The following is a 23,547-nucleotide window of genomic DNA, read 5'->3' on the forward strand; positions in this document are numbered from 1 at the left end:
AAAAACATAAAAGATCTGTATCCGCAGAACTATAAACAAATTATGCTCAAATCAAACACGTAGTCCATAGGACGGATACGAAATACTGCGGTGGTAAAATTCGATCAGCCCTATAGTTCTGTTGTAGAAGCACCACAAGACAACCTCTTCGATCAAAGCGAAATTGGTAAAATAGGTTGGGCGTCTGGGCCAAACTCCGGCGGGTGGTTCAATTACAGCTTGAACACACATCTAGTGGTACCCATTAAAAATAGGGTATATGTTATTCGACTTCCAGATGGCAAATACGCCAAGTTGGAGCTCATTAATGTATACCGCGGTAACCCACCTACCGTCACAGACCTTAACTGGCCAGCGCCTTACTTCACCTTCCGTTATTTTGTTCAAGAGGACGGAAGTCGAGATCTTAACACACAATAATAGAAATAACAAATCCAGTCATCTTATATATATCAAATGAATATACAAAGCAATCAATTAAAGTATATGGTTTGCCCGATATTTCGCCTTTTGCAATGGAGTTTAATATTGCTGAGTCTCGCTACAGCTTGCTCGGACAAGCATGAAGATCCGTCGCCGGAGGAAGAGATACCTACGGAAACAGGCTCAAAAGTACCTTATTATACGTTACAGCGAGTAGAAAATCTGGCGGTGGAAACAGACGACGAAAATCCGACGGAACCAAAAACGGCCGTTTTATTTAGTTTAACATACAAAAAAGAACAGCCTCTCAATTATGCTAAAACGACTTTCTGGGATCTTTCGCTAACTGGGCTTTACAATAGTTTCATAGGCGGAAATAATGCGGCCAATAGCACCAATATAGGCTACCAAGGACCTGGTAGAGGTGGAGTAGCCATTGTAGAAGAAGCTTTTGACGATGTTGTCCATATACCTGCCGATACGGTATTTAAGACAGGCGCCGGTGTGTTCGGCACCGATATCAATGGTGCTTTTGGAGAAGGAATAGGTTGGTACCTGTATGATTTTAATGGAGATCTGGTCAGCGATGGAAGTGAAAACAAAAAGCACGTAGCTTATGCCTTAGGGGAATCCATTTCGATAAACGCTGGCGGGACTAACAAAGAAATCCCGGCTCGTACGATTCTGGCCCGTACATCAACAGGAGATTACGCCAAAATCAAGATGATTAGCTGTTATAAAGATGCCTTTACCCGAGATCAGATGTTCAGGGATACGCCTCATATGTTCTTTACTTTTGAGTATGTGATCGTACCTGCCGGCAGTACTAAATTCGAAATCCGATAAATCTTATCCCTGCAATGAAAAATAAATATCTATTCTTAATGACGTGGTTCGTAGCCGTCTGTGTTTCTGCCTGTACCAAAACAGAATCATTTGAAGTGATTCCAGCGAATAGAATGACGGAATACAAGGTGATCAATCTTCAAGATACCGTAATATACGGAGCAATTGACAATGAAAATAATATCATTACGGTGTATGTGCCTTTTTATTTAGGTATGGCGGTTATTCAACCTGAAATTACTGTGGAAACAGGGGCTATGCTTGAAACGGAAATACTGCCGGTAGAGTTGAATAATACGACACAGACTTATACCGTGCGTGGAGCAGATGGGAGCAGTCGTACCTACCAACTGCATATTATCCAACAAAATACGTCGTCTTTGTCCTTGATCTGGTCGGTTGAACGGCCTACCGCTGCTCCGGGTAATCAATTAATGCAAACCGGTCCTGACGATGCACCGCTCTTTGGCAGCTTATACGGTGACTTTCAGTCTACCAACACTGCGACCCTAAGTCTTGCTTTAGTGAGTCGCAGTACGGGAGACACCATCCTGCCCAGCTTGTCCGCAGCAGTTATTATCCCCAATCCGAGCCCGTTCTTGCCGCTGATAGCCGACTATCAATTAGCTGGCATCACGATTCCGGACGATATTGACAGTGGATATTATGACGTGGAAGTCGGCTTTCTGGGGCATAAAGAAATAGCTCCTGCGCCACTCCATGTGCAATATCACTCCCCGCAATTTGCCCCGCTATGGAGTGCTAAAGTTGCCACAGCTGGAGGGGAAATCAGTTTCCTTTCGCATACTTCGCCTATCCAATATCTTTTCATTGAACCGAAAGCTGCCAAGGCGGTACTGGATGGAAGAACCTATGAATTTACCATTCAAAGCAGCAGCACGAAACGAAACCTTGTGCTGAAAGTGCCGGATGATTTTCCTATCGGTAACCATTCCGCGGTGCCTTTCAGCTTTCAATTCGGAGAGTGGCCGACGGTGGAGTTGAACGTCGATCTTAGGATCAATTCCCAATAACGAATATAATAGTTCATCGTACAAAGTATAAGAGCCTAAAGATGAATGTTCTATAAAAGTAACAAGTAAAACGATTTTTTATGAAAACAATAATAAGTAAAGCGACAAAAGGTTTATTCCTTGGCATAATTGCATTTTTAGCGGTTTCCTGCGATAAGGAAAATGATGACGCCGCAAATTTAAGTCTCAATAACGAAACTGCAGTGGTAGCTCCGGTGAATTCGACAATAGTAACCGGAAATTATGGTAATCCAGCTTCCGGCCCCGGTTCGTTCGGGACGGTTTATCTGAATTTGGCCACCGGAGTGACGAATACAACGGGGACTGGAGCCTGGCACGTGAGTTTCTCCGGAACGAACAATCTCACCATCAATCCAGCTTCGGGCTACACTTTAAAATACACTGCAGGTTACACCAGTCCATTGGCTACCATCGGTTTAAGTAATTACAGTAGTGCCACCACAGCCAGTTCGCTTGGCCTTAATACGGCGACTACGGGCGCTAACGGATGGTTGAATTACAATATCAGTACACATGTGGTAACCCATGTGCCAAATTTTGTGATGTATGTAAGCAATGGTACGAGCACCTATGCTTTCCAGGCGACGAATGCTGTTGGTGAAGGTAACGACACAGGGAACAGAGGGGTATACACCTTTAGTTATGGTCCGGTAATAAATTAAAATTTAAGGAAATTCTTTAGGCTCTTATCCCGTAGCGTATCGCTACGGGACTCCAAACCCGAACAGCCCGGTCTATTGTAACGATGTCGGCTGGGCTGTTCATTCGCAAAGATACATTATTTAGAGATACTTTGACAGCTGTGCAAGCTATCCATATATTATAACGAACGGTTCGATACAATGAAAACACGCTATACACCCATACCTAACACGCTTATTCGGATCTTAGTAATCGGTCTGATTAGTCTCGGTTCCTGCAAAAAGGAATATGAAGATTATCCCTATCATGATATAGAAAGCTTTACCATCTCTGATGCGGAAGGCTATTCTTTAGAAGCTGCTGTCGTAGGTGACAGCATCTGGGTTTATTGGCCCCCATTTCAAACAGTGCCCGATAGTATCAGTCCGGTGATCGGTATCTCCAGGAATGCCACGATCAGTCCGGCATCAGGCGAAAAAATTGCCTTTCGTGAAGGATCAGCTTATACGGTGGTATCCGAAAGCGGCCTTTCCAAAATCTATTATCTGAAGCCGGCTGTCAACGAGCCTCCCGTGCTTGTAACCGCGGCGCCTAATAGTATATTGATCGGTTATGACATGAGTATAAGGGGACAGTATTTCAGTACTGACACGAATCGTATTCATTTAAACCTCATTGATGAAGATAAAAATGTCGTTCCTATAAAATTGGCACCGGAAAACTTGAGTTCTGTTTATATTAATGTGCCTATTCCTATTGATGGCTCTGTACTACCGGAGAAAAGCTATTCGGTCCAACTTATTTCGGGAACGCAGTCGCTGATCTATGGTCCCTTTCAACCAGTTATGACGGGGTCAGGACTTTCGCACATCGGTTATCAGCTGGATCAGGCGGGGACGAACATTAAAAGAGGTTCGATCATTAGCTTTAGTTACGAGCCTTCCTACATAGACGTGCATTACTTTAACTATGAAGGTGATCTTACGCTGTATATTCTGGATGAGCAAACAAATGCGCAGGTGGCTTATAATGCGGAATTGCTGAGTGTAACTGACACCAAGCTAACTTATCGAATAGGATCAGACGCGCCCATTGGTAAGATAACAACGGCGATAGCTTATGGACAACAGTTGAGCACAGGAACCCTCGCTGTGAGATTGGCGGAAGTATATGCAGCACCTTATACAACCAGTATTGTAGAATAATAGGCCTGCTGTTATAAAAGATTTAAAGCTTTCGACATGCAACGGTATCAGATGGTCATTTGCCAGCTAAGCATAATAACGATGCTATTCATATCTTGCCAAAAAGAAGAACCCGCACCTGGAGATGAAATACTGTCTCCTCTGACGGGTACCCGGATGGAATTTACGCTGGACTCTATTTTTCTCTATGCTAAACAGGTGTATCTATGGAATGATGCACTGCCCAGCTATGATGAATTTGCGCCCCGAACTCGGTACGGAGCAATTGACCCAGAAATAGCAGCCTATCGAACTGAGTTGTATGATATTTCGCAGATGAATAGAAATCCTAATACAGGCGATTCTTATGAGTTGCCTGTGTATGCTGGTAGCCCTAAATATTCATATTTGGAACAAAGAACTACAAGCGGTCGGACGGCAAAGATGACTGCCATTTCGGGTATGTCATCTGATTTGATTGTATATAAACTTATTGAAGATGACGACAAAAAAATTGGTTATATCTACCTGGCTTCTTTCCCTTCTCTTGGGGTTATTAAAGAACAGTTGGATGCCATTTTCAATTCATTTGCCAAGGCTGAAGTGACCGATGTCGTTGTTGATCTTCGGTCTAATAGGGGCGGTTATGTTGAGACGGCTGCGTACTTGGCTAATCTAATAGTATCTTCCGATTTAACCGGTAAAGTTATGTACAGCGAACAGTTTAATTCGTTGATGCAAGCGGGAGGAGCTACCCTTTTGAAGAATCAATTATACCGAGATGCAAATGGTAACACGGTATTATATGGAAATCGATTGGCAACAATGGCGGATATAGATTTTAGTAAAAAGGCAAACACCGTTCTATTTAAAAAAGAAGGTTCCTTAGAAACTGTCAAAGAGATCTATTTTATTACTTCAGGCAACACCGCTTCTGCAAGTGAGTTGCTGATCAGCAGCACGAAACCGTATGTCAGCGTGAAATTAATTGGCGAAAAAACATATGGAAAACCTGTCGGCTTTTTTGGTATCCATATAGATGCATACACCATCTACCTAAGTAGTTTTACGATTCAAAATGCAGTAGGTTGGTATGACTATTATGATGGGATGCCACCAGACGTCAATGTAGTACTTTCCGGTCAGGCTTCTCTGGGCGATCCAGAGGAAAAGGGGTTACACACAGCACTAAATCTAATAAAAGGTGAATCTGTTCTGCTTAATTCTTCAAACCGAAAGACGTCTTTGTCGGCTCGAAAGATAGCTGTCCAAGAGCGCGTCACTCCTAAAATTCAAAATGTTTCGGCCAATGATTATATACCGATATGTAAACAAGATTTTAAACTAAAATAGCAGCTCCATTTTAAACCAAGAAAACGTTTTATGAAAGAATCTGTAGAAACAAAACGACAACGTGAAAAAAAAGATTCAAGATTCTAGCGAAACGAGGATACATGATCGGCTCACAGCGGAAAATACTATTTGAAGCCTTGTGCAAACAAAAAAGAATTGAAAACATCGAAGCTTTTTTTGGATGGCTTTGCACATGCGTCACGGAGTATTTCATGGGCAACGGTTTACTCCAATATGAGGCTGTTGATTGATGTGCGACTGGTGATGAAAGAAGAGGTACGTATATAGCGAAATGTAGTTGCCAATTGAACGAAAAAACAATATTGAATGTGTGTTTTTTGTATGAAATGATAAGAAACTCAATCACTTTTAGCATAAATTCCATTGCTTTAATACTAACCACGTTCGGGTTTGGAGTAAAGTCGTTTAGCTTTATAATAAAATCAATTGAGTTTAGGATAAAGTCAATTGAGATTGACTTCATGTTTGTTGGATTTATACTAGAGATGCACCTAGCTATCATAAAGTTGTCCAGCTTTGCGTCAAAGGCAATTGGATTTGTGTCAATGTTATATGGGTTTGTTGTAAAAACAACCGAGCTTACAACAAAGTTTTATTCTTTATAATAAAAGCGTTTGTAATTGTGGTAAAGTCCAGTGGAATTATTATAAAGTTGATCGGGTTTGCAATAAAGTCGATTGGGTTTAGAATAACACCAAACAAACCTACTCCAGTGCCGGTTGAAAAATATAATAAGTCAATGGTATTTAATCCAAAAGCATTTGAAATCGTAACGAAAGTGAACAGCATAGCGACGACTATTTAATAGAAATTTGCCGAAGCCGTTATTCTTGTCCGGCGAAATTGATACAAAATCAAGCGGATTGCATACAGACTTTGTTTTCAAATTTTACAATCTTTGTTAGGCTTGATCGTTAAACACTATAAAACGAAGACCAGATCAAGCACCAAATACAGTAATAATAAAAATATGCTAAGTACCAAAATAAAAGAAGCTACAAAACAACCGCACCAACAATTAGAGGGTGTCGTTGTCAGAAAATTAAAAGCAATCGATAGCGACAAAGACTACGCGGAATTTCTTAAATTTTTCTATGCATACTTTAATGCAGTAGAAAATGCAATTAAGCCCTATATTACCATATCGGTTTTACCCGATTACCAAGAAAGAAGAAATTCTTCCTTTATAAAAAAGGACATCGAAGCATTAGGAGAAAATATTGATCAGCTGCCGGAAGTAGAAGCGCCTGTCATAACGACCGTTCAGGAAGCTTTGGGCGCTTTGTATGTGCTGGAGGGTTCTATTATGGGCGGAAGTATCATCGTGAAAATGCTTGAAAAAATTGGGATAACAAGAGGAACTTCTTTCTTTTCAGGATACGGAGAGGAAACCGGCAAAAAATGGAGTACATTCGTAAACGTCTTAAATAAACATGCAACGAACGCAGCAGCAGAAGAGCAGGCCATTAAAGCGGCAGGAAGCACCTTTGCGTTATTCGGAAAAGCTTTTGAAAACGCAGAAGTTGCATAAAAGGTAAATGATTTCACGGTTGATTTAGCAAAAGGCCGAATTTTTTTCGGCCTCTTTGCATCAAAACGTTTATTTAATGATAACGTTCTATTACTCGATGTGAGCGGGTGACTTGGTTGAAGTTGACTTTGTTTTTCCTCGATTGTCGCGTGCCATTCTTGAATAAAGCGATAAGTTCCGGTCGAAGATAAACCTTAACAATAAACGCGTATAGGACTTGTGGGATCCGAGCGAATCGTAATAAGGGCTAGCAATTTGCTTAATTTTAGGCAAATTATTCCACGGAATAGAAGGAAAATCGTGGTGCTCGTTATGGTAGCCTACGTTTAAATTAACGACATTCAATACACCATAATAGCTTTTCGTCTCCTGGTCCTCATCATGCGTTAAAAAATGTTCCTGAATCCAACGTGCTCCAAGTGGGTGTAGTCCTACCGAGAAAAAGAAACTGGCAGTTAAATAGGCGATCGCCTTCCATTGCCAGAAATAAAAGATTAGTCCCATAAACGCAAACTGCACCACATAGTTTAGAATGACCCATTTGTCGAACATTTTAATCTCTTTGCTCATTCGTCCCAAACGGGATGCCTGAACAATGGGATATAAAAGTAACCATAGCGCTTTTCCTATAGTAGAATTGTTAACCAGCTTCGCTTCCCATTCACTCGGCATATCGGCATCTAGTTCTTCGATCCCTTGGAACGCATGGTGCTTGAGATGATATTTTTGAAAAGAAACGGAACTTGGAAACACCAAGGGTAAATTAGCAAAAATCCCTGAGAGCGTATTGAGTACCCTGTTTTTAAAAATCAAGTTATGTGAGCATTCGTGTATACAAATGAATAAGGTGTGGCACGCAAATGCGCCGATCAAATAAGCACAAGGGACAATAAACCACCATGATTCGTCATATAAAATCCACGACATGGCGATTTGTATACCCACACACAATACAATGACCAGAAAAGTGTAAGGATTTCTGCCTATTAAATGTCGGATTTCGGGATGATTAGATATGATCTCCCGTGTTCTAAGTTTATGTGGCTCGCACTTTTCCGACCAACTAAAGCTCTTTTTCTTATTCATTATACAAGTTAGGATGTTGTTGTAATTAACGTGAAAGATATTTGAAAAGTATTAGAAATGCAATTTTTTTGTAAAAATATCTACAAAAAAAATAGTCGCCCACCAATCGTGTCAGCAGTCGATCCCTCGGCGTCCGTCGACCTCATTTTTTATTCAGTACGTCGGCGCTTTCTTCTGCAGTGATATCATCCGTTTTTTCACGGTTTCTGTTCCGTAACATGTAAATGAGACTTGATTTTTGCGGTAGTCGCAACGCGGGAATAATAGCGAGCAGAATAATAATGGCTGTGATTAAAAAGCTATTTCGCAGGGCATAGTGCTCTGCTACCTGCTCTTGAAATTGTTGCGCCAGGTAGTTGTCGTAAATTAAGGTGTGTATAACGGCGCTTACTGCGATCCCTATAGAACCACCCACCTGCAGAAACAAGCTGTTTAAGGCTGTAGCGGTTTGCGTTTGGCTTGGCTTAACGGCATTTAAGAGCGCTGTCGAAACAGGCGCCACCAATAAACTCATGCCGAGCCCTCTGACAGCCATGGTGAATAGGATGAACCAAATGGACACGCCGATATCGATCCTGGCAAACATAAAAAAAGAGATGGAGACAATCAATATGCCTGCTATTGATATATTCCGAATCATTCCTTTATCCGCTAGCCTTCCAGACAAAGGCCTGCTGACTAACATGATCAACGCGTTCGGCAACATTAATAGGCCGGACTCTATTTCCGTATAGCCCAATAAGCCCTGAAGCAAAAAGGGCAAAAAGAACATACCTCCATAGAGGGCTAACGACCGTATGATGGTGATTGTTGCTGCTACGTTGAACTGCGCGATACGGAATACTTCCAAATCCAGTAGGGATTGCGGTTTTCTGGCGGATTTTATGAAGAAGTAGAGCATCAACAGCGTAATCGCAAGGCCAAGTAAAAAAGAGATAGATAGCAATCCTTCTCTGCCGATCACGGAAATGGTATATTGTAAAGCAATGATAAAAACGGAGAAGTAAGCGAAGCCCTGCATGTCGAATTTAGCCTCTTTATCGACTTTTCGTTTTAAGAAGTTCAAATAACGTACCGCGAATAAGATCGTTAAGGCACCGATCGGAATATTGATATAGAAAATTGATTCCCAACCCAGGTAATGCGTTAGTACGCCGCCAAGCGTAGGCCCTAAAGCCGGCCCCATTACATTTCCCATTCCCCACCAGCCAATAGCGGTTCCTCGCTCTTCTTTCGGAAACGTTTCACTTAGAATTGCCAGCGAAGTGGGCGATAAAGATCCGCCACCTATAGCCTGTATGACGCGAGAAAGAACCAACATATCTAGATTGACAGAAAGGCTGCACAATAATGACCCGGCCGTGAAGATGACAATACTCCCTAGAAATAGATGATAGTAGCCGAAACGCCTTTTTAACCAATTTGTTAAGGGAATAAAAAGCGAAAACGAAATCATATAAGCGGTAATTACCCATTCGATCTGATTAAGGTCTGCATCGAAATCATTTCGCATTACCGGTAAAGAGACATTAACAATGCTGCTGTCAATTGCAGCCATAGAGGTTGCCATCATTAACGTAACCAGCACAAAAGACTTGTTTATTAACATGTTTTTTAAGATAAGTAATCGGGTACAATCTTCCAACGACAAGCTTCACATCTCATGCCAGTTTTACTTTACTTAATATGTCGTTGTTTTTTCTATACGTCCTTCTTTAACAATTTTTATTAAGAGAAACATCATTCCGCTCCAGTTGTTGTGCACATGCTTACATAATGAAGCCTTTTCTTTATTTGATGGAGCAACTCCGCGGCGCGCTGTTGACAGCCTGTTGCCACCGTAAATGAATAGAAAAAGAACCTTATCCGATGCAAGTTGTTGGATGGGAACGGCACACAAAATTGCCGAGACGGTGTTAATCCTCTAAAATTCCAAGGAAATGTTAAATGCGGGCATGCAAAGGTTGCGTTATAGTAATGACGGTACGGGCGGTTATACAAGGATAAAAAAGGGTAGGGGGTATTGCTACTTAAACGCCGAAAAAAAGTTAATCACTGATAAAGAGGTCATAAACCGCATAAAAAAGCTGGTCATCCCGCCAGCATGGAAGAACGTTTGGATAAATCCGGATGAAATGGGTCATCTACAAGCTACGGGTTATGATGACAGGGGCAGGAAGCAATACCTATACCACCCGATATGGAATGAAATGCGGGAGAAGCATAAAATCGACCGGATACTCGCATTTGGTAAAGCCCTGCCGTCACTCCGGCAAGCTATCGTAACGGATAGACGACAACGTAACTTGGGCAAAGAACGTGTTTCGGCAATTGCACTTAGTGTGATGGAAGACACCCTTATGCGAGCGGGAAACGACCGGTATAGGCGAGAAAATAACAGTTACGGTTTAACAACCCTAAGAAGCAGGCATGTCAATATAGAAGGGCAAGTAGTAACATTCAATTTTAGAGGAAAAAAGGGAATAAAACATAGTATAAGACTTAGTGATCGAAGCTTGGCAAAAAGATTGCGAGAGGTGATGGAAATTCCTGGCCAGGAGATTTTTCAATACTATAACGACGACAACGAAATCTGTTCGTTAGACTCAGGGAATCTCAACGAGTACATTCAATCGCATACTGGACAACACTTTACATCGAAAGATTTTCGGACGTGGTATGCAACCTTATGGGCATTTAAATACCTGATCGAACTGAATCAAGAAGCCTGTAAAGCGAAGTCATATAAAAAAGACTTAAATGCTTGCTTGGATTTTGTAGCAAAAAAGTTAGGAAACACGAGGGCGGTATGCCGAGCTTCTTATGTCTGTAACGACTTAATTGATGCTTATTTGGAAGATGGACTGCAAAGTTATCGTCCTAAAAAGCCGGCTCGCGCGAAAACGCCGTTGACTGTCCATGAGCTGGAACCGCAGTTGCTAAAATTCCTCAAGCGAATCAAGAAAAATAAAATGGCAGCGCAAGTAACACAAAGGGATTGACAAGGTACGGCCCACTTAGTTTTCCGTCCTATTGGAAAGATACGACAGCGCTTGGTCTATCAATGGAATCTGCCTTTCGTTGATCATTTCCTTTGCCTTTTGAGGAGAAAACCAGCCTGCCTTATCGATTTCCGGAAAGCTTTGTGTTTTTCCCGACTTTGGAGGCCATATTAGTTCAAAAGTATTACTTTGTACACTGTCTAAAGCGATATCGCCTTCTACTAACCAACAAAGAATTTTCTTGCCTCCCTTTTGAATTACCAAATCTAACATAAAAAAGTCTCCTTCCGGGTGATAGCCTGTCTCTTCCAGAAATTCGCGCTTAGCGGCCATTAAAGGGGATTCTTGTTCATCAAATTCGCCTTTAGGGATGGTCCAAAAGCCTTTGTCTTTTTTGGTAAAAAAGGGACCGCCGGGGTGGACGAGAAAAAACTCGACCTTTCCCTCCTTAAACCGATAAAGTAAAATACCAGCACTTTTTTTCATGATCTATTTGTTTATTAGAAGATACTTATCTTCTTCCAATTTGTCCCTTCCTTTACGCTAAAATCTATTTGCGAATAAGGGATATTTGCGGTTTCTTAATGTTTTTGGAAGCCGTTGCGATAAAAATAACGACTCTTTCAATAAAAAAGAAGGGCAATTAGGTTTTATAGACTTCAAAGAATCAATCTGAATTACGCTTATTCTTATAGAGGTATCAACATCTTTATATTTTTGTACCAAACAAATCTTATGGCAATAACAAAATTAGTAATTAACGACAACGGTTCACTAAAAGTAGAAGGGGAATTTGAAATTGTAGACAAGAAGGGGACTTCTTACGGTCTGGGCGGACGTACACTCGTGTCTATCTGTCGCTGTGGCCTATCGTCAAACAAGCCGTTTTGTGATGGATCACACAAGGGGCATTTCGAACATGAAGCAGTGGCTTTTGATTTACCTCCCAAAAAGTGAGTAAATGCGTTCGTAAATAGGCGACTTGTCTAAGGGGCTGTAACGCAAAACCAAGATAGCAGCATTTTGTTAAATAAGTATAGTGCGAGCGTTCGCACACATTTATTTAATATAGAATGGAAATTGCAATCATCATTGGACTCATTCTTATCAACGGACTTTTTTCAATGAGCGAGCTCGCCCTCGTCTCAACTCGTAAGTTTAAACTCCAGACATCGGTAAAGAAGGGACATAAGGGAGCGGCAAAAGCATTGGAATTAGCCAACAACCCGAATACCTTCTTATCGACTGTCCAGATTGGTATTACACTTGTCGGTATCTTAACAGGGCTTTTTAGTGGTAAAAGTTTAACGCAGGCCGCCAGCAATCAGCTAAGTAAGATTGAACTGATTGCACCTTATGCTGACTCGATTGCGGTCTTTTTAGTCGTTCTACTGATCACCTACCTAACCATTGTATTCGGCGAATTGATACCGAAGCGTATAGGCTTACATTATCCAGAGGCGATTGCGATGACAATTGCGGGCCCGATGACCGTGCTTTCAAATATCTCGCTGCCGCTTATTTGGATATTAACCAAAACCAGCAATCTGTTTTTTCGTATATTCGGAATAAAGGACCGCCACGAAGAGGCCGTTTCCGAAGAGGAAATAAATGCCATCATTAGGGAGAGCACGGAAGGAGGGGAGATACAACCAATTGAACAAGACCTTGTTCAGCGGGTTTTCGCTCTCGGCGACAGAAGGGCCGGTGAGCTGATGACCCATCGGATGGATCTTATCTGGATTGATATATCCGATAGCTGGGAGGCTATCAGGTTGAAAATTAAGGATCGTCCGCACTCTGTATATCCCCTCTGCGAGGGCTCGCTGGACAAGCTGATTGGATTGGTGTCCGTGCGGGAATTATTTCTTCAAGAGCCCCATACAGCGCAACCCGACTTACGACGATATAGCAAAAGGGCATTATTTGTTTCAGAGTACACGGCGGCCTATCGCGTCTTAGAACTATTGAGAAATGCTCGACAACGCTACGCAATTGTTTTAGATGAATACGGTGATTTACAGGGTTTAATTACGCTAAGCGACCTGTTAGATGAATTAATAAGTGATCATGGAGACACCGAAGCGGATTATCAAATTATTCAACGTACAGAAAATACTTGGTTGGCCGATGGCCAGTTGCCCATTTTTGAATTTATTCAATATTTTGACTTATCGGATGCACCGGAAGCAAGCAACTTTACGACTTTGAGCGGTTTATTGTTAAGGTTATCAGATCATATTCCAAATCTAGCGGAGAAGATTAGATGGAGGGATTTCGAACTGGAAGTTGTGGATATGGACGGTATGCGCATTGATAAAATACTTATCACGCGCGTCTAAATGTTCGCGGCAGGCCTTAGCAACTCTTTAGCACTTCGTTCATGCGGCTGATCCCTTGGTCGATATCTCCCGGTTCGATGATCAAGGCCGGTCGGAGACGAATACTTTTCTCTCCACAGCCTAAAAACAACATGTTTTTTTCAAGGCTCCTTTTTAGAAACAGGTTTCTGGTTTCTTTGTTGGGAAAATCGAAGGCCGCTAATAATCCGCGCCCCCGTACGTTGCTGATTAAGGTATTACGGTCTGCCAGCGCTAAAAGTTCCTGCTGCAGATACTCGCCAGTCTCCTCCGCCTGTCCGACCAGGTTCTCGTCTTCGATAATCTCCAATATCTTGGTTGCTCTAACCATATCGATTAAGTTGCCGCCCCAGGTGGAGTTAATGCGTGATGGTGCTTTGAAAACATTCGTTTTTACTTCATCAATTTTTTCTCCTACTAAGATACCGCAAACTTGCATTTTCTTTCCAAACGCCAATATATCAGGTCGTGCCTTAACGCCAAAATGTTCGTGGCACCAAAATTTGCCGGTTAAGCCGACCCCCGTTTGAATTTCGTCATAGATCAACAGGGCTTCATTTTCATCAGCCAAGACTCGCAGTTCTTCCAAAAACTGCCTTCTTACATGATTATCACCTCCTTCCGATTGTATCGGCTCAATAATAATTGCGCAGACATCATCCCGGTTATCCGCAAAAGCTTGTTTGATTTGGGTCAACGACTGTTTTTCGCGTCTGAGTAGATCTTCATAGCTTTCATCAGTAAATGGGAATTCAATATAAGGCACATCTATACGCGGCCAGTTGAATTTAGCAAACCACTTAGTTTTCTCCGGTTCTGTGTTCGTTAAACTAAGCGTATAACCGGTGCGGCCATGAAAAGCGTTTTGAAAGTGTATGACCTTGAAACCTCTTTCCTTGAGGTACCCTTTTTGAAAATTCTTTTGTACTTTCCAGTCCATCGCTGTTTTTAAGGCATTTTCTACCGCTAGTCCACCGCCGGAAATAAAGAAAGCATGGGGCAGATAAGAAGGTATAGCCAAGCGGTCGAACGTGTCAACGAACTTGGCATATTGCGTAGTGTATATGTCGGAATTTGAAGGGTTAGATAAAGCGGCCAATAAAAGATCCTCTTTGAACGCGTCATCGTTTAACATTTTCGGGTGATTATAGCCAAGCGGCAGCGAAGCAAAACAGGTAAAGAAGTCTAGAATCTCTCTATTGTATTTGGCATCGTACATCATAACGCCTTGACTCCTCTTTAAATCTAATGTCAAATCATAACCATCCGTAAGTACGTGTTTACCGATGATGGTCCGCGCATTTTCCGGCGTAATGGGGATTGGGCTCATGAAAAGCATTTTAATTGGTTTATCTAACCAAACATAAGCTAAAATTTTAGCGGATGCAATTTTAAAAGGATGAATTTATTGAGTATCGAACATTTTTCTGTCTTTTAAAAGTAGCTGTCGACAAATAGTGATGTTAAAAAATATCCAATTTCCCCAGAACGCCTGTTAAACCACCGGTATGTACCACTAAAATTCTTGCACCTGGCTCAAAATAGTTGTTTTCCATGAGGTCTTTTAGGGCATAGAAAGTTTTTGCCGTATATACCGGTTCAATTAAAACACCGGTTGCACTAACGAACGATTTTACGAAATCAATTAAAGGAGGCTTGGTTTTTGCATAACCTCCGAAATGGTAGGCCGTATGTATGACGATATTGTCGGCTGCGCTGTATAGTTCTTTTATGTCCTTTAGCAGAAAATCACCTCCTGCCAATACCGAGACGCCGTGTAGCTTGGTCGGACTGTTACGTTGTTTTAAGCCCATGCTTAATCCGGCCAGCGTAGTACCTGTCCCACACGCGCAAAAGATGTGGTCATAATCGGTGTCGAGCTCATCAATTATTTCCGCACAGCCTTGAAGAGCCAACTCGGAAGCTCCCCCTTCATCGATAAAATAGGCCCTTTCGTCTTTACCATAGTGGCTATTGAATAAGTGTTGCTTATTCCTGTAGTCATCTCTTGTAACATATCTGAGCTGCATACCAAATAACTGGCAAAGCTTTAGATTGGGGTTGTCGACAGGTTCCCCTCGTACAAAGCCCGTTGCTTTAAAACCAAAAGTGGCAGCCGCCGCAGCAGTAGCCAAGAGATGATTGGACCAAGCGCCTCCAAATGTAACCAAATGATTCCGACCGCTCTTATGTGCGTGTTCCAAAATGTACTTCAACTTCCGCCATTTATTGCCCGATATAAAAGGATGAATGAGATCGTCTCGTTTCATGTCGACTGTGCAGTGGTGCCTGGCAAAGGGTTCATACCTTAAACGTTCTGTAGGGCTAAAAAAATTAAAGGAAAACATAGGTACATGTATTTTTACGACACAAAGCTAACGTGAAAAGCAAGCAAATATACGCTATTCGATTTTTTATTCTAAAAATTATAGTAGGTTTGCTAACCCAAAAGTAAAATAACAATCTATGATAACATACGAACGGTTCACATTAGCCAATGGGTTAAGAGTATTGGTGCACCAGGATAAGTCGACCCCCATGGCGGCGCTCAACCTATTGTATGACGTGGGAGCGCGCGATGAGGCACCGGACAAAACTGGCTTTGCTCATCTTTTCGAACATTTGATGTTTGGAGGATCTATTAATATTCCGCAATTTGACCTACCATTGCAACGTGTTGGAGGCGAAAGCAACGCATTTACCAGTAACGATATCACAAACTATTACATCACGCTTCCGGCGATTAACCTCGAGACCGCTTTCTGGTTGGAAAGCGATCGGATGTTGAGTTTGGCTTTTAGTGAAAAGAGTCTGGAAACCCAAAAGCAGGTAGTTTCTGAGGAATTTAAGCAACGTTATCTAAATCAACCGTATGGAGATGTTTGGCTTAAATTAAGGCCTTTGGCTTACCAGCATCATCCCTATAAGTGGGCTACGATTGGAAAAGAAATATCTCATATAGAGCTGGCCTCCATGCAGGATGTAAAGGCTTTTTTTAAGAAGCATTACACGCCACAGAACGCCATATTGGTGATCGCAGGCAATGTAGAGTTGAATGCAGTAAAAGATCTCGCCGAGAAATGGTTCGGCCCCATCCCTTCGGGAGCGAAGTATGTCCGCGATATTTCGCCTGAACCCGCGCAATTGGAGGCACGAAGAGCAACCGTTACCGCCAACGTACCGGTTAACAGTTTTTATATGGCCTTTCACATGAGCGATAGACGTTCCAAAGCTTATTATAGTTGCGATTTGATTTCGGATGTCTTGTCTAGAGGTAACTCATCTAGGTTGTTCCGGCGCTTAGTGAAAGAACAGTCGATTTTTAGCGAAATAAACGCCTATCTTTTGGGCAGCTTGGATAATGGCTTATTTATTGTGGAAGGTAAACCTTTGCCCAATATAACGATGGAGTTTGCCGAAGAGGCCATATGGGACCAATTACGCGATTTAAAAGAGACGCCTGTATCGGACTATGAATTAGAGAAGGTGAAGAATAAGATAGAGTCAACCATGGTGTTTTCGGAAATGTCCATTCTCGATAAAGCAATGAATTTGGCATATTTTGAATTATTGGGTAACGCAGATTTGCTTAATGATGAAATCACAAAATACCTGAGCGTATCGGCTGACGACATACAACAAACAGCTCAACACATATTTCGATTAGAAAATTCGTCCACTTTATTTTATTTAGCAGGATAATATGATAGACAGAACCAAGGCGCCCGAATTCAAAGTCGTAGAAGAGGTAAAACTTTTAGAACCAAGACATGAAGTATTACAGAACGGTGTAAATCTCTTTATCTTTAATTCGGGCGAGCAAGATTTGGTGAAAATAGAATGGGTATTCCAAAATTTGAGCGCAGAAGGTTCGTGCCTTCCATTGCTCAATATCGCCCTTGTCGGCATGTTTTTGGAAGGCACCAAACAATATACAAGTGCCGAAATTGCCGAGAACGTAGATTTTTACGGCGCGTTTTTACAGCCGGAATACGCTTTTGATCACAGCTCTCTTACCTTATATGCACTGAGTAAGCATGTTAAAAAATTACTGCCCATTGTAAAAAGTGTGCTAACAGACAGTGTTTTTCCGGAAAAGGAACTTGCCACCTATGTACGCAACAATAAGCAAAACTTGAGTGTATCCTTAAAGAAGAACGACTTTATTGCGCGGAGAGTTTTTAACAAATCGATTTTCAACGGAAGTCGATACGGATATACACCCGAAGTAGCAGATTACGATCAGCTGAATCGTAGTGATCTGTTGAGGCTTTATGAACGTCAGGTTAACGCCGCTAATTGTACCCTTTTTATTTCGGGTAAAGTAAGCGAGGAAGTGCTGAACACTATTAAAGCATGTTTCGGCAGCGAATGGGAAGCTCGACCCGTTGCCAAACGTCAGGAAGAGAGCTCAGCGAAAAGTATACAACAAGGCGACTTAATCGTAATCGAGAGGGCAGAAGCGCTTCAATCGGCTATCCGGATCGGCTATCAAACAATTAATCGCCAACATCCCGACTTTTCGTCCTTACAACTGGTAAACACCATTTTAGGTGGCTATTTTGGATCCAGGTTAATGTCCAATATCCGGGAAGATAAAGGTTATACCTACGGAATAGGCTCTGGCATTGGTTCTTTAAAGTATGATGGTTTCTTCACTATTGCAACAGAGGTCGGAACAGATGTAACAAAAGCAACGCTGTTAGAAATTGAAAAGGAGATTAATCGTCTAAAAAGCGAACCAGTTCCTGCAGAAGAGCTGACATTGGTAAAAAACTATATTACCGGCGCTTTTCTAGGGTCCCTGGAAAACGTCTTTTCTCATGTAGATAAATTTAAGAACGTATACTTTGCAGGACTCGGTTTATCGTACTATAACCGTCATTTACAAATTGTAAAAAACAGTACGGCAGAAACAATTATGGAGACGGCGAACAAATATTTCGACTACGATAAGATGGTTAAAATTGTGGTCGGAAAAATGCCTTCTCTTACTTAATGAAAAAAGCGCTCGGCCCCAAGATAGTGAGGCGTACCAAGAATAGCTCGATCGGCACGCCTCATATACGCTAGAACAAGAAATTGGTACTCAAAAAATTAGAATTTTGATGGTTCACAATTTCATTGATGAGTTCTTTATTTTTGTCGTTCATTTTAGCCGCCACCAGCGAACGTATAGAGAAAGAACGTAAAGCATCCACAACAGAAAGTGTACCTTCTGCGCTATCTTTTCTACCGGTAAACGGAAACTTATCGGGCCCCCGCTGGCATTGGCTGTTGATGTTTACGCGGCTCACCAGGTTTACGAAGGGATCGATCAAGGAAGCTATTTCCTGTGCGTCATTGCTGAAAATACTTACTTGCATACCGTGGGGGGAGTCAATCTGGTAGGCAATTGGTTCTTCAAGCGAATCATAGGGAATTACCGGTATAATCGGGCCAAATTGCTCTTCGCGATACAGTTTCATTTTTTCATTAACAGGAAAAACAACCGCGGGATAAACAAAAGATGCTAGGTTCGCGCCGCCATTTTCATTGACAACTTTTGCTCCGTGAGCAAGTGCATCATCAATGCATTCTTTTAAATACTCGGGCTTTCCGGGTTCTGGTAGAGGTGTTAAACTGACGCTTGGTATCCATGGCATACCGAATTTCAATTGCGCAATTGCTTCGCTCAATTTCTGAAGAAAATCTTCCGCAATAGCGCGATGTACAAAAACGATCTTGATAGCCGTACATCGCTGCCCATTAAACGATAAGGCGCCTAATACCGTTTCATTAACGGCAAGGGTGATGTCAGCATTCTTCGTTACGATTGCCGCATTTTTCGCGTCCAAACTGAGTACTGCTCTTAACCGGTTTATCTTCGGATGGCGCTTCTTAAGGTCGTTGGCCACCTTGCTGGAACCTATAAAGGCGAGCACATTGATTTTTCCTGTTTGCATCAGGCCCGGTGTTATCGTAGCACCTCTTCCGTAAATCGTGTTTACCACACCTTTCGGGAAAGATTCCTGAAAAGCTTTCAACAAGGGATAGTGGAGTAAGGTGCCATGTTTTGGCGGTTTAAAAAGCAGCGTGTTTCCCATGATGATCGCGGGGATCAGCGTTGTAAACGTTTCGTTCAATGGATAATTGAAAGGTCCCATACACAAGACGACTCCTATAGGCGACCGTCTTATCTGGGCAACCACACCTTCTTCAATTTCAAATCGAGACGATTGACGATCAATATCTTTTAACGCGTCAATGGTGGCATTTATGTAATCGACCGTTCTGTCAAACTCCTTAGCCGCGTCCGTATGGGATTTTCCGATTTCCCACATAATAAGTTTAACGACTAATGAACGCTGCTCGTTCATTTTAAAAACGAACTTCTGTAAGCATTTTATCCGATTATCGATGCTCATGGTAGGCCATTCGCCACGACCGTTATCATAGGCCTTTACAGCGGCATCGAGTGCCTCCATAGCTTCCTGCTCCGTACAAATGGGATAGGTACCTATAAATTTTCGCTGTAACACCCCTTGTTCGTCAGGAATACATATGGGTGAATACACTTCGCTGACAGGCCCTGTCCAGCTGCGCATTTCACCATTACAAAGGTATTCACGCTGGTGGAGTTCCTCGTGAATTGCAAATTCTTCCGGTATGTCACTTTCCGGCACAAATAGAGATTTTAATCGATCGTTGAAGTTCATTTCTTTGGATATTGATAGTGAAACAGTCGCCACAAAGCCGTTAACAACTAAGTAATCCCTTTGTGTTAGGCTTGGTGAAAATAGCTAATTTATCGATATATTCACAACTAAAACTCACATTAATAAAGAGATAATAGCGGCGAAGGCCTTACGTCAAAAAACAAAAAAAGGGGCATGAATGTCGTTCATGCCCCTTTCGCTACTATGGAATTTCCTAGCTGATAACCGAGATAAATGCTTCCTTTGGCTTTCTCACCTTCTTTAAATTGACAAGCCAGTCGTTTGAGGCGTCTCTGTAGCCCAATGGCAGTAAAGTCACGCTTTTTAATCCTTTCGCTTCCAAGTCAAGTAATTTATCTAAGGCCGAATTGTTAAACCCTTCCATCGGAGTGGCGTCTACTTCTAAAACCGCCGCAGCTGCAATGGCCATACCAAAGCCGATATACGCTTGACGCGCGGCATGTTCGAAGTTTTCCTGTGCAGAGCGACTCGTATAAGCCGCGATCAATCTGTTTTTATAATCGTCCATTGCATTACTAGGCAAACCTCTTTCCGTTGTAGTATGAAGGAACACGTCGTTTATCCGCTCAGCGGTATAGTTGTCCCATGCTGCGAATACCAGCAAATGTGAACTATCGGTTATTTGGCTCTGGTTATTTGCCACTTCCCTAATATTCTCTTTCAATGCATCATTTGTTATCACAATAACCTCATATGGTTGCAGACCGGACGAAGTAGGGGCTAGGTAGGTTGCTTCTAGTATTGCATCTACTTTATCTTGTGGGACCGGCTGCCCATTCATTTTTTTTGTGGCGTAGCGCCACTTTAACGCAGTTATTAATTCCATTTTGAAAATTAAATTTATAAAATTAAGGACTTACCTTTTTTGAACGCCGTTTTGCGTTCGAATCGTTGCAAAGCTCCGTAATATAGTTTACTTTTGAAAGTATTTATACGTTTGATAGTGGTTTCCAAAAGGAAACTATAAAGCTAAGCCATGGAAACAATAAAGAAAAGCATCACAAGCGATGGTTGCAGAGAAAAATTAAGAGCGGTACATGACACCTTGGATGTATTGGGAGGTAAATGGAAAATTGAGATCATTAGTGCTTTGAGCTTCGGAAAGCTGCGTTTCATGGAATTGCAGCGAGAGGTACAGGGAATTGGTGCTAAAATGCTCTCAAAAGAACTTCGGGAACTGGAACTAAATGAACTGGTTTCCCGTCAGGTTTGCAATACGAAACCTATAACGGTAGAGTATGAGCTTTCGGAATACGGAAAAACGTTAGGAAATATCATAGACGAAATGATTGATTGGGGTATGAAACATCGTGAGCGTATCAAAGAGCAGTGTGCCGAGTCGGCCAAATAAACGCCCCATCCGTCGAACGGCACTCATTCCATTGAGCATATGACATGAATGAATAAAAAGATGTTTTCCGAAAAAAAAAGAAGTTTTTAGGGACGGATACGCTAAATTAGCGGCCCCAAAAGCAGTCTTAATGAAGATTATCATAACAGAAAAACCGTCTGTAGCACGTGATTTGGCAAAGGTGTTTGGAGCTACGACGAAAAGAGACGGATACATAGAGGGTAAAGGGTACTCATTCACGTGGGCGTTTGGACATTTACTTCAGTTGGCGCCGCCGCAGGAATACGGGTATATCGGCTGGAAAGCTAAGAATCTTCCGATGTTGCCTCAAAAACTAAAGCTGAGCGTTCGTAAAATCAAAACAAATCAAGGGCTGATTGAGGATCCGTCGGTACGGAAGCAGCTGAATACTATCAAGGCTCTTTTTGACATTGCAACTGAAATTATAGTAGCAACGGATGCGGGTAGGGAAGGAGAACTTATCTTTAGGTATATCTACCATTATCTGCATTGTAAAAAGCCCTTCCGGCGCCTCTGGATATCTTCGCAGACGGACGCGGCCATTAAAGACGGCTTTAGAAATCTTAAACCAGGCGACGCGTATGATACCTTGTTTTATTCCGCGCATTGCCGGTCGGAGTCCGATTGGTTGGTAGGAATGAACGCTACGCAGGCCCTGAGTATATCAGCGGGATCCAAAACTGTGCTGTCATTGGGCCGGGTGCAGACGCCCACTTTAGCGATGATCTGCGCCCGATATTTGGAGAACAAGAATTTCGTGCCGCAAACTTACTACCAGGTGATCATTTCGGTACAGAAGAACGGACAAATCTTTAAGGCGGTTTCCAAAAAGAACTATCATAAAAGAGAGGAAGCGGAGGCGATTCTCCAGGCCGTTAAAAGTTTGGCCGACGGCTTTGCTGCGGGAGGCGATGTCAGTAAAGTGGAAACTAAAACGAAAAGGGAACAGCCTCCTTTACTGCATGATCTGAGCAGTTTGCAACAGGAAGCGAACAAAAAGAAGGGATATACAGCGGATGAGACGCTTGCTATTCTACAGCGTCTATATGAAGAAAAGCTGATTACCTACCCTCGGACAGGCAGTCAATATATCGGCGACGATGTCTTTGCTACGATTCCTCAGCTTATTGAAAAACAACAACAGCATCCTTTTTTCTCTAAACAGGCCTTTGTTTTAGGTAATAATAAACTTAATAAGCGAAGTGTGAACGCCAAAAAAGTAACAGATCACCATGCAATCTTGCCGACCGGAGAACAGCCACGGAATCTGCCTCCCGATAAACAAGCAATATACGATATGATTATTGGACGAATGCTTGAGGCATTCCATGAGGTATGTGTAAAGGATCTCACCAAGATATCAATTGAATCCGGTTCAACTTTTATTGCAAACGGTACTGTAATCCGCTCGGCTGGCTGGCGCGCGGTATACAATGAGCCTGAGGAAAGCGATCAAGACCAACCCGAAAATAATACCATACCAAAAGTGAACGTGGGTGAAAGCGTTTCCATTCAAGACAAGAATGTTGCGGAAAAGCAAACGAAGCCCAAACCTTTTTATACGGAAGCAACTTTGCTCAAAGCGATGGAAACCGCCGGCAAAGAGATAGAGGACGAAGAGTTGCGATATGCAATGAAAGGAAGTGGCTTGGGAACACCCGCCACGCGCGCGTCGATCATTGAGACCCTTATAAAACGTTCATATATCGCAAGGAAGAAAAAGAACTTATTACCAACGGCAACTGGACTGGCGGTGTACGACATCGTAAAGGACAAGTTGATTGCTCAGGCGGAACTTACAGGTCAATGGGAAAAACGTTTAGAGGAAATTCGCTCCGGGGCTTCTGTTAAAGCCTTCAAACAAGAAATCAAACAGTATACGGAGAAAATAACCCAAGAACTGCTCATCGCTGGAAAAGAACTTGAACTGGTGCTGGAAAAGGAAAATTAGCA

At 42.3% G+C, this 23,547-nt stretch carries 22 protein-coding genes; 15 read left to right on the top strand and 7 right to left on the bottom strand.

Features of this window, described 5'->3' with window-relative positions; genetic code table 11:
* The first annotated feature begins 90 nt into the window (after positions 1-90).
* From EPX21_RS21070 to EPX21_RS21100, 8 genes are all read left to right on the top strand, one after another.
* On the top strand, positions 91-420 hold the full coding sequence (locus EPX21_RS21070; protein WP_206106129.1) for an HmuY family protein: 330 nt from the start codon (positions 91-93) through the stop codon (positions 418-420).
* Positions 421-456: 36 nt separating this feature from the next.
* Positions 457-1,269 carry a hypothetical protein gene (locus EPX21_RS21075; RefSeq protein WP_134091686.1) on the top strand — a complete coding sequence of 271 codons (813 nt, stop codon included), beginning with the start codon at positions 457-459 and terminating at the stop codon, positions 1,267-1,269.
* Between the two features lie 14 nt (positions 1,270-1,283).
* Positions 1,284-2,303 (top strand): hypothetical protein, encoded by a 1,020-nt coding sequence (locus EPX21_RS21080; RefSeq protein WP_134091688.1) that lies wholly within the window; start codon positions 1,284-1,286, stop codon positions 2,301-2,303.
* A gap of 80 nt (positions 2,304-2,383) precedes the next feature.
* Positions 2,384-2,986 (top strand): hypothetical protein, encoded by a 603-nt coding sequence (locus tag EPX21_RS21085; RefSeq protein WP_134091690.1) that lies wholly within the window; start codon positions 2,384-2,386, stop codon positions 2,984-2,986.
* A gap of 180 nt (positions 2,987-3,166) precedes the next feature.
* Entirely contained in the window at positions 3,167-4,171 is a 1,005-nt protein-coding gene (locus EPX21_RS21090; RefSeq protein WP_134091692.1) for a hypothetical protein, read from the top strand.
* A gap of 81 nt (positions 4,172-4,252) precedes the next feature.
* Positions 4,253-5,503 carry a S41 family peptidase gene (locus tag EPX21_RS21095; protein WP_240768753.1) on the top strand — a complete coding sequence of 417 codons (1,251 nt, stop codon included), beginning with the start codon at positions 4,253-4,255 and terminating at the stop codon, positions 5,501-5,503.
* A gap of 156 nt (positions 5,504-5,659) precedes the next feature.
* Positions 5,660-5,791, top strand: coding sequence for a hypothetical protein (locus EPX21_RS23335; protein WP_255502268.1), 132 nt, complete (start codon positions 5,660-5,662; stop codon positions 5,789-5,791).
* Between the two features lie 703 nt (positions 5,792-6,494).
* Positions 6,495-7,055, top strand: coding sequence for a biliverdin-producing heme oxygenase (locus tag EPX21_RS21100; protein ID WP_134091696.1), 561 nt, complete (start codon positions 6,495-6,497; stop codon positions 7,053-7,055).
* Positions 7,056-7,145: 90 nt separating this feature from the next.
* On the opposite strand, the gene EPX21_RS21105 is transcribed toward EPX21_RS21100, so the two are convergent.
* On the bottom strand, positions 7,146-8,141 hold the full coding sequence (locus tag EPX21_RS21105) for a fatty acid desaturase (protein WP_134091698.1): 996 nt from the start codon (positions 8,139-8,141) through the stop codon (positions 7,146-7,148).
* 142 nt (positions 8,142-8,283) lie between these two features.
* Complete coding sequence (locus EPX21_RS21110) at positions 8,284-9,750, bottom strand: DHA2 family efflux MFS transporter permease subunit (RefSeq protein WP_134091700.1); 1,467 nt, start codon at positions 9,748-9,750, stop codon at positions 8,284-8,286.
* A gap of 331 nt (positions 9,751-10,081) precedes the next feature.
* Here EPX21_RS21110 and EPX21_RS21115 point away from each other — a divergent pair, with 331 nt between their 5' ends.
* Positions 10,082-11,143 carry a DNA topoisomerase IB gene (locus EPX21_RS21115; protein ID WP_134091703.1) on the top strand — a complete coding sequence of 354 codons (1,062 nt, stop codon included), beginning with the start codon at positions 10,082-10,084 and terminating at the stop codon, positions 11,141-11,143.
* 15 nt (positions 11,144-11,158) lie between these two features.
* Here the strand turns inward: EPX21_RS21115 and EPX21_RS21120 are convergent, their stop codons facing one another.
* On the bottom strand, positions 11,159-11,629 hold the full coding sequence (locus tag EPX21_RS21120; protein ID WP_134091705.1) for an NUDIX domain-containing protein: 471 nt from the start codon (positions 11,627-11,629) through the stop codon (positions 11,159-11,161).
* A 249-nt stretch (positions 11,630-11,878) separates the two neighbouring features.
* Here EPX21_RS21120 and EPX21_RS21125 point away from each other — a divergent pair, with 249 nt between their 5' ends.
* Complete coding sequence (locus tag EPX21_RS21125; protein ID WP_134091707.1) at positions 11,879-12,100, top strand: CDGSH iron-sulfur domain-containing protein; 222 nt, start codon at positions 11,879-11,881, stop codon at positions 12,098-12,100.
* A 116-nt stretch (positions 12,101-12,216) separates the two neighbouring features.
* Positions 12,217-13,485: a hemolysin family protein gene (locus tag EPX21_RS21130; RefSeq protein WP_134091709.1), complete on the top strand. Its 1,269-nt coding sequence runs from the start codon at positions 12,217-12,219 to the stop codon at positions 13,483-13,485.
* A 16-nt stretch (positions 13,486-13,501) separates the two neighbouring features.
* Here EPX21_RS21130 and lat read toward each other — a convergent pair whose 3' ends face one another.
* Both lat and EPX21_RS21140 read right to left on the bottom strand, forming a co-directional pair.
* Positions 13,502-14,833: an L-lysine 6-transaminase gene (lat, locus tag EPX21_RS21135; RefSeq protein ID WP_134091711.1), complete on the bottom strand. Its 1,332-nt coding sequence runs from the start codon at positions 14,831-14,833 to the stop codon at positions 13,502-13,504.
* Positions 14,834-14,966: 133 nt separating this feature from the next.
* A complete protein-coding gene (locus tag EPX21_RS21140; RefSeq protein WP_134091713.1) occupies positions 14,967-15,851 on the bottom strand; it encodes a 1-aminocyclopropane-1-carboxylate deaminase/D-cysteine desulfhydrase in 885 nt (294 codons plus the stop codon).
* A gap of 118 nt (positions 15,852-15,969) precedes the next feature.
* On the opposite strand from EPX21_RS21140, the gene EPX21_RS21145 reads away from it, so the two are divergent.
* Both EPX21_RS21145 and EPX21_RS21150 read left to right on the top strand, forming a co-directional pair.
* Positions 15,970-17,205, top strand: coding sequence for a pitrilysin family protein (locus tag EPX21_RS21145; protein ID WP_134091715.1), 1,236 nt, complete (start codon positions 15,970-15,972; stop codon positions 17,203-17,205).
* Position 17,206: 1 nt separating this feature from the next.
* Positions 17,207-18,502, top strand: coding sequence for a pitrilysin family protein (locus tag EPX21_RS21150; protein WP_134091717.1), 1,296 nt, complete (start codon positions 17,207-17,209; stop codon positions 18,500-18,502).
* Positions 18,503-18,572: 70 nt separating this feature from the next.
* Here the strand turns inward: EPX21_RS21150 and EPX21_RS21155 are convergent, their stop codons facing one another.
* A complete protein-coding gene (locus EPX21_RS21155; protein WP_134091719.1) occupies positions 18,573-20,201 on the bottom strand; it encodes an NADP-dependent glyceraldehyde-3-phosphate dehydrogenase in 1,629 nt (542 codons plus the stop codon).
* Between the two features lie 214 nt (positions 20,202-20,415).
* Positions 20,416-21,048: a nitroreductase family protein gene (locus EPX21_RS21160; RefSeq protein WP_134091720.1), complete on the bottom strand. Its 633-nt coding sequence runs from the start codon at positions 21,046-21,048 to the stop codon at positions 20,416-20,418.
* A gap of 150 nt (positions 21,049-21,198) precedes the next feature.
* Here EPX21_RS21160 and EPX21_RS21165 point away from each other — a divergent pair, with 150 nt between their 5' ends.
* A complete protein-coding gene (locus EPX21_RS21165; protein WP_134091722.1) occupies positions 21,199-21,573 on the top strand; it encodes a helix-turn-helix domain-containing protein in 375 nt (124 codons plus the stop codon).
* A 130-nt stretch (positions 21,574-21,703) separates the two neighbouring features.
* Positions 21,704-23,545, top strand: a complete 1,842-nt coding sequence (locus tag EPX21_RS21170) for a DNA topoisomerase 3 (protein WP_134091724.1) — start codon at positions 21,704-21,706, stop codon at positions 23,543-23,545.
* The last annotated feature ends 2 nt before the right edge of the window (positions 23,546-23,547 follow it).

Origin of the sequence: Olivibacter sp. XZL3 (genome assembly GCF_004368405.1) — a bacterium.
Lineage (GTDB): Bacteria > Bacteroidota > Bacteroidia > Sphingobacteriales > Sphingobacteriaceae > Olivibacter.

What these genes read in the sequence shown, in the direction of transcription:
- EPX21_RS21075 (WP_134091686.1), top strand. Translation starts at nt 457, where the DNA reads ATGAATATACAAAGCAATCAATTAAAGTATATGGTTTGCCCGATATTT.
- EPX21_RS21080 (WP_134091688.1), top strand. Translation starts at nt 1,284, where the DNA reads ATGAAAAATAAATATCTATTCTTAATGACGTGGTTCGTAGCCGTCTGT.
- EPX21_RS21085 (WP_134091690.1), top strand. Translation starts at nt 2,384, where the DNA reads ATGAAAACAATAATAAGTAAAGCGACAAAAGGTTTATTCCTTGGCATA.
- EPX21_RS21090 (WP_134091692.1), top strand. Translation starts at nt 3,167, where the DNA reads ATGAAAACACGCTATACACCCATACCTAACACGCTTATTCGGATCTTA.
- EPX21_RS21095 (WP_240768753.1), top strand. Translation starts at nt 4,253, where the DNA reads ATGCTATTCATATCTTGCCAAAAAGAAGAACCCGCACCTGGAGATGAA.
- EPX21_RS21100 (WP_134091696.1), top strand. Translation starts at nt 6,495, where the DNA reads ATGCTAAGTACCAAAATAAAAGAAGCTACAAAACAACCGCACCAACAA.
- EPX21_RS21105 (WP_134091698.1), bottom strand. Translation starts at nt 8,141, where the DNA reads ATGAATAAGAAAAAGAGCTTTAGTTGGTCGGAAAAGTGCGAGCCACAT.
- EPX21_RS21110 (WP_134091700.1), bottom strand. Translation starts at nt 9,750, where the DNA reads ATGTTAATAAACAAGTCTTTTGTGCTGGTTACGTTAATGATGGCAACC.
- EPX21_RS21115 (WP_134091703.1), top strand. Translation starts at nt 10,082, where the DNA reads ATGTTAAATGCGGGCATGCAAAGGTTGCGTTATAGTAATGACGGTACG.
- EPX21_RS21120 (WP_134091705.1), bottom strand. Translation starts at nt 11,629, where the DNA reads ATGAAAAAAAGTGCTGGTATTTTACTTTATCGGTTTAAGGAGGGAAAG.
- EPX21_RS21125 (WP_134091707.1), top strand. Translation starts at nt 11,879, where the DNA reads ATGGCAATAACAAAATTAGTAATTAACGACAACGGTTCACTAAAAGTA.
- EPX21_RS21130 (WP_134091709.1), top strand. Translation starts at nt 12,217, where the DNA reads ATGGAAATTGCAATCATCATTGGACTCATTCTTATCAACGGACTTTTT.
- lat (WP_134091711.1), bottom strand. Translation starts at nt 14,833, where the DNA reads ATGAGCCCAATCCCCATTACGCCGGAAAATGCGCGGACCATCATCGGT.
- EPX21_RS21140 (WP_134091713.1), bottom strand. Translation starts at nt 15,851, where the DNA reads ATGTTTTCCTTTAATTTTTTTAGCCCTACAGAACGTTTAAGGTATGAA.
- EPX21_RS21145 (WP_134091715.1), top strand. Translation starts at nt 15,970, where the DNA reads ATGATAACATACGAACGGTTCACATTAGCCAATGGGTTAAGAGTATTG.
- EPX21_RS21150 (WP_134091717.1), top strand. Translation starts at nt 17,207, where the DNA reads ATGATAGACAGAACCAAGGCGCCCGAATTCAAAGTCGTAGAAGAGGTA.
- EPX21_RS21155 (WP_134091719.1), bottom strand. Translation starts at nt 20,201, where the DNA reads ATGAACTTCAACGATCGATTAAAATCTCTATTTGTGCCGGAAAGTGAC.
- EPX21_RS21160 (WP_134091720.1), bottom strand. Translation starts at nt 21,048, where the DNA reads ATGGAATTAATAACTGCGTTAAAGTGGCGCTACGCCACAAAAAAAATG.
- EPX21_RS21165 (WP_134091722.1), top strand. Translation starts at nt 21,199, where the DNA reads ATGGAAACAATAAAGAAAAGCATCACAAGCGATGGTTGCAGAGAAAAA.
- EPX21_RS21170 (WP_134091724.1), top strand. Translation starts at nt 21,704, where the DNA reads ATGAAGATTATCATAACAGAAAAACCGTCTGTAGCACGTGATTTGGCA.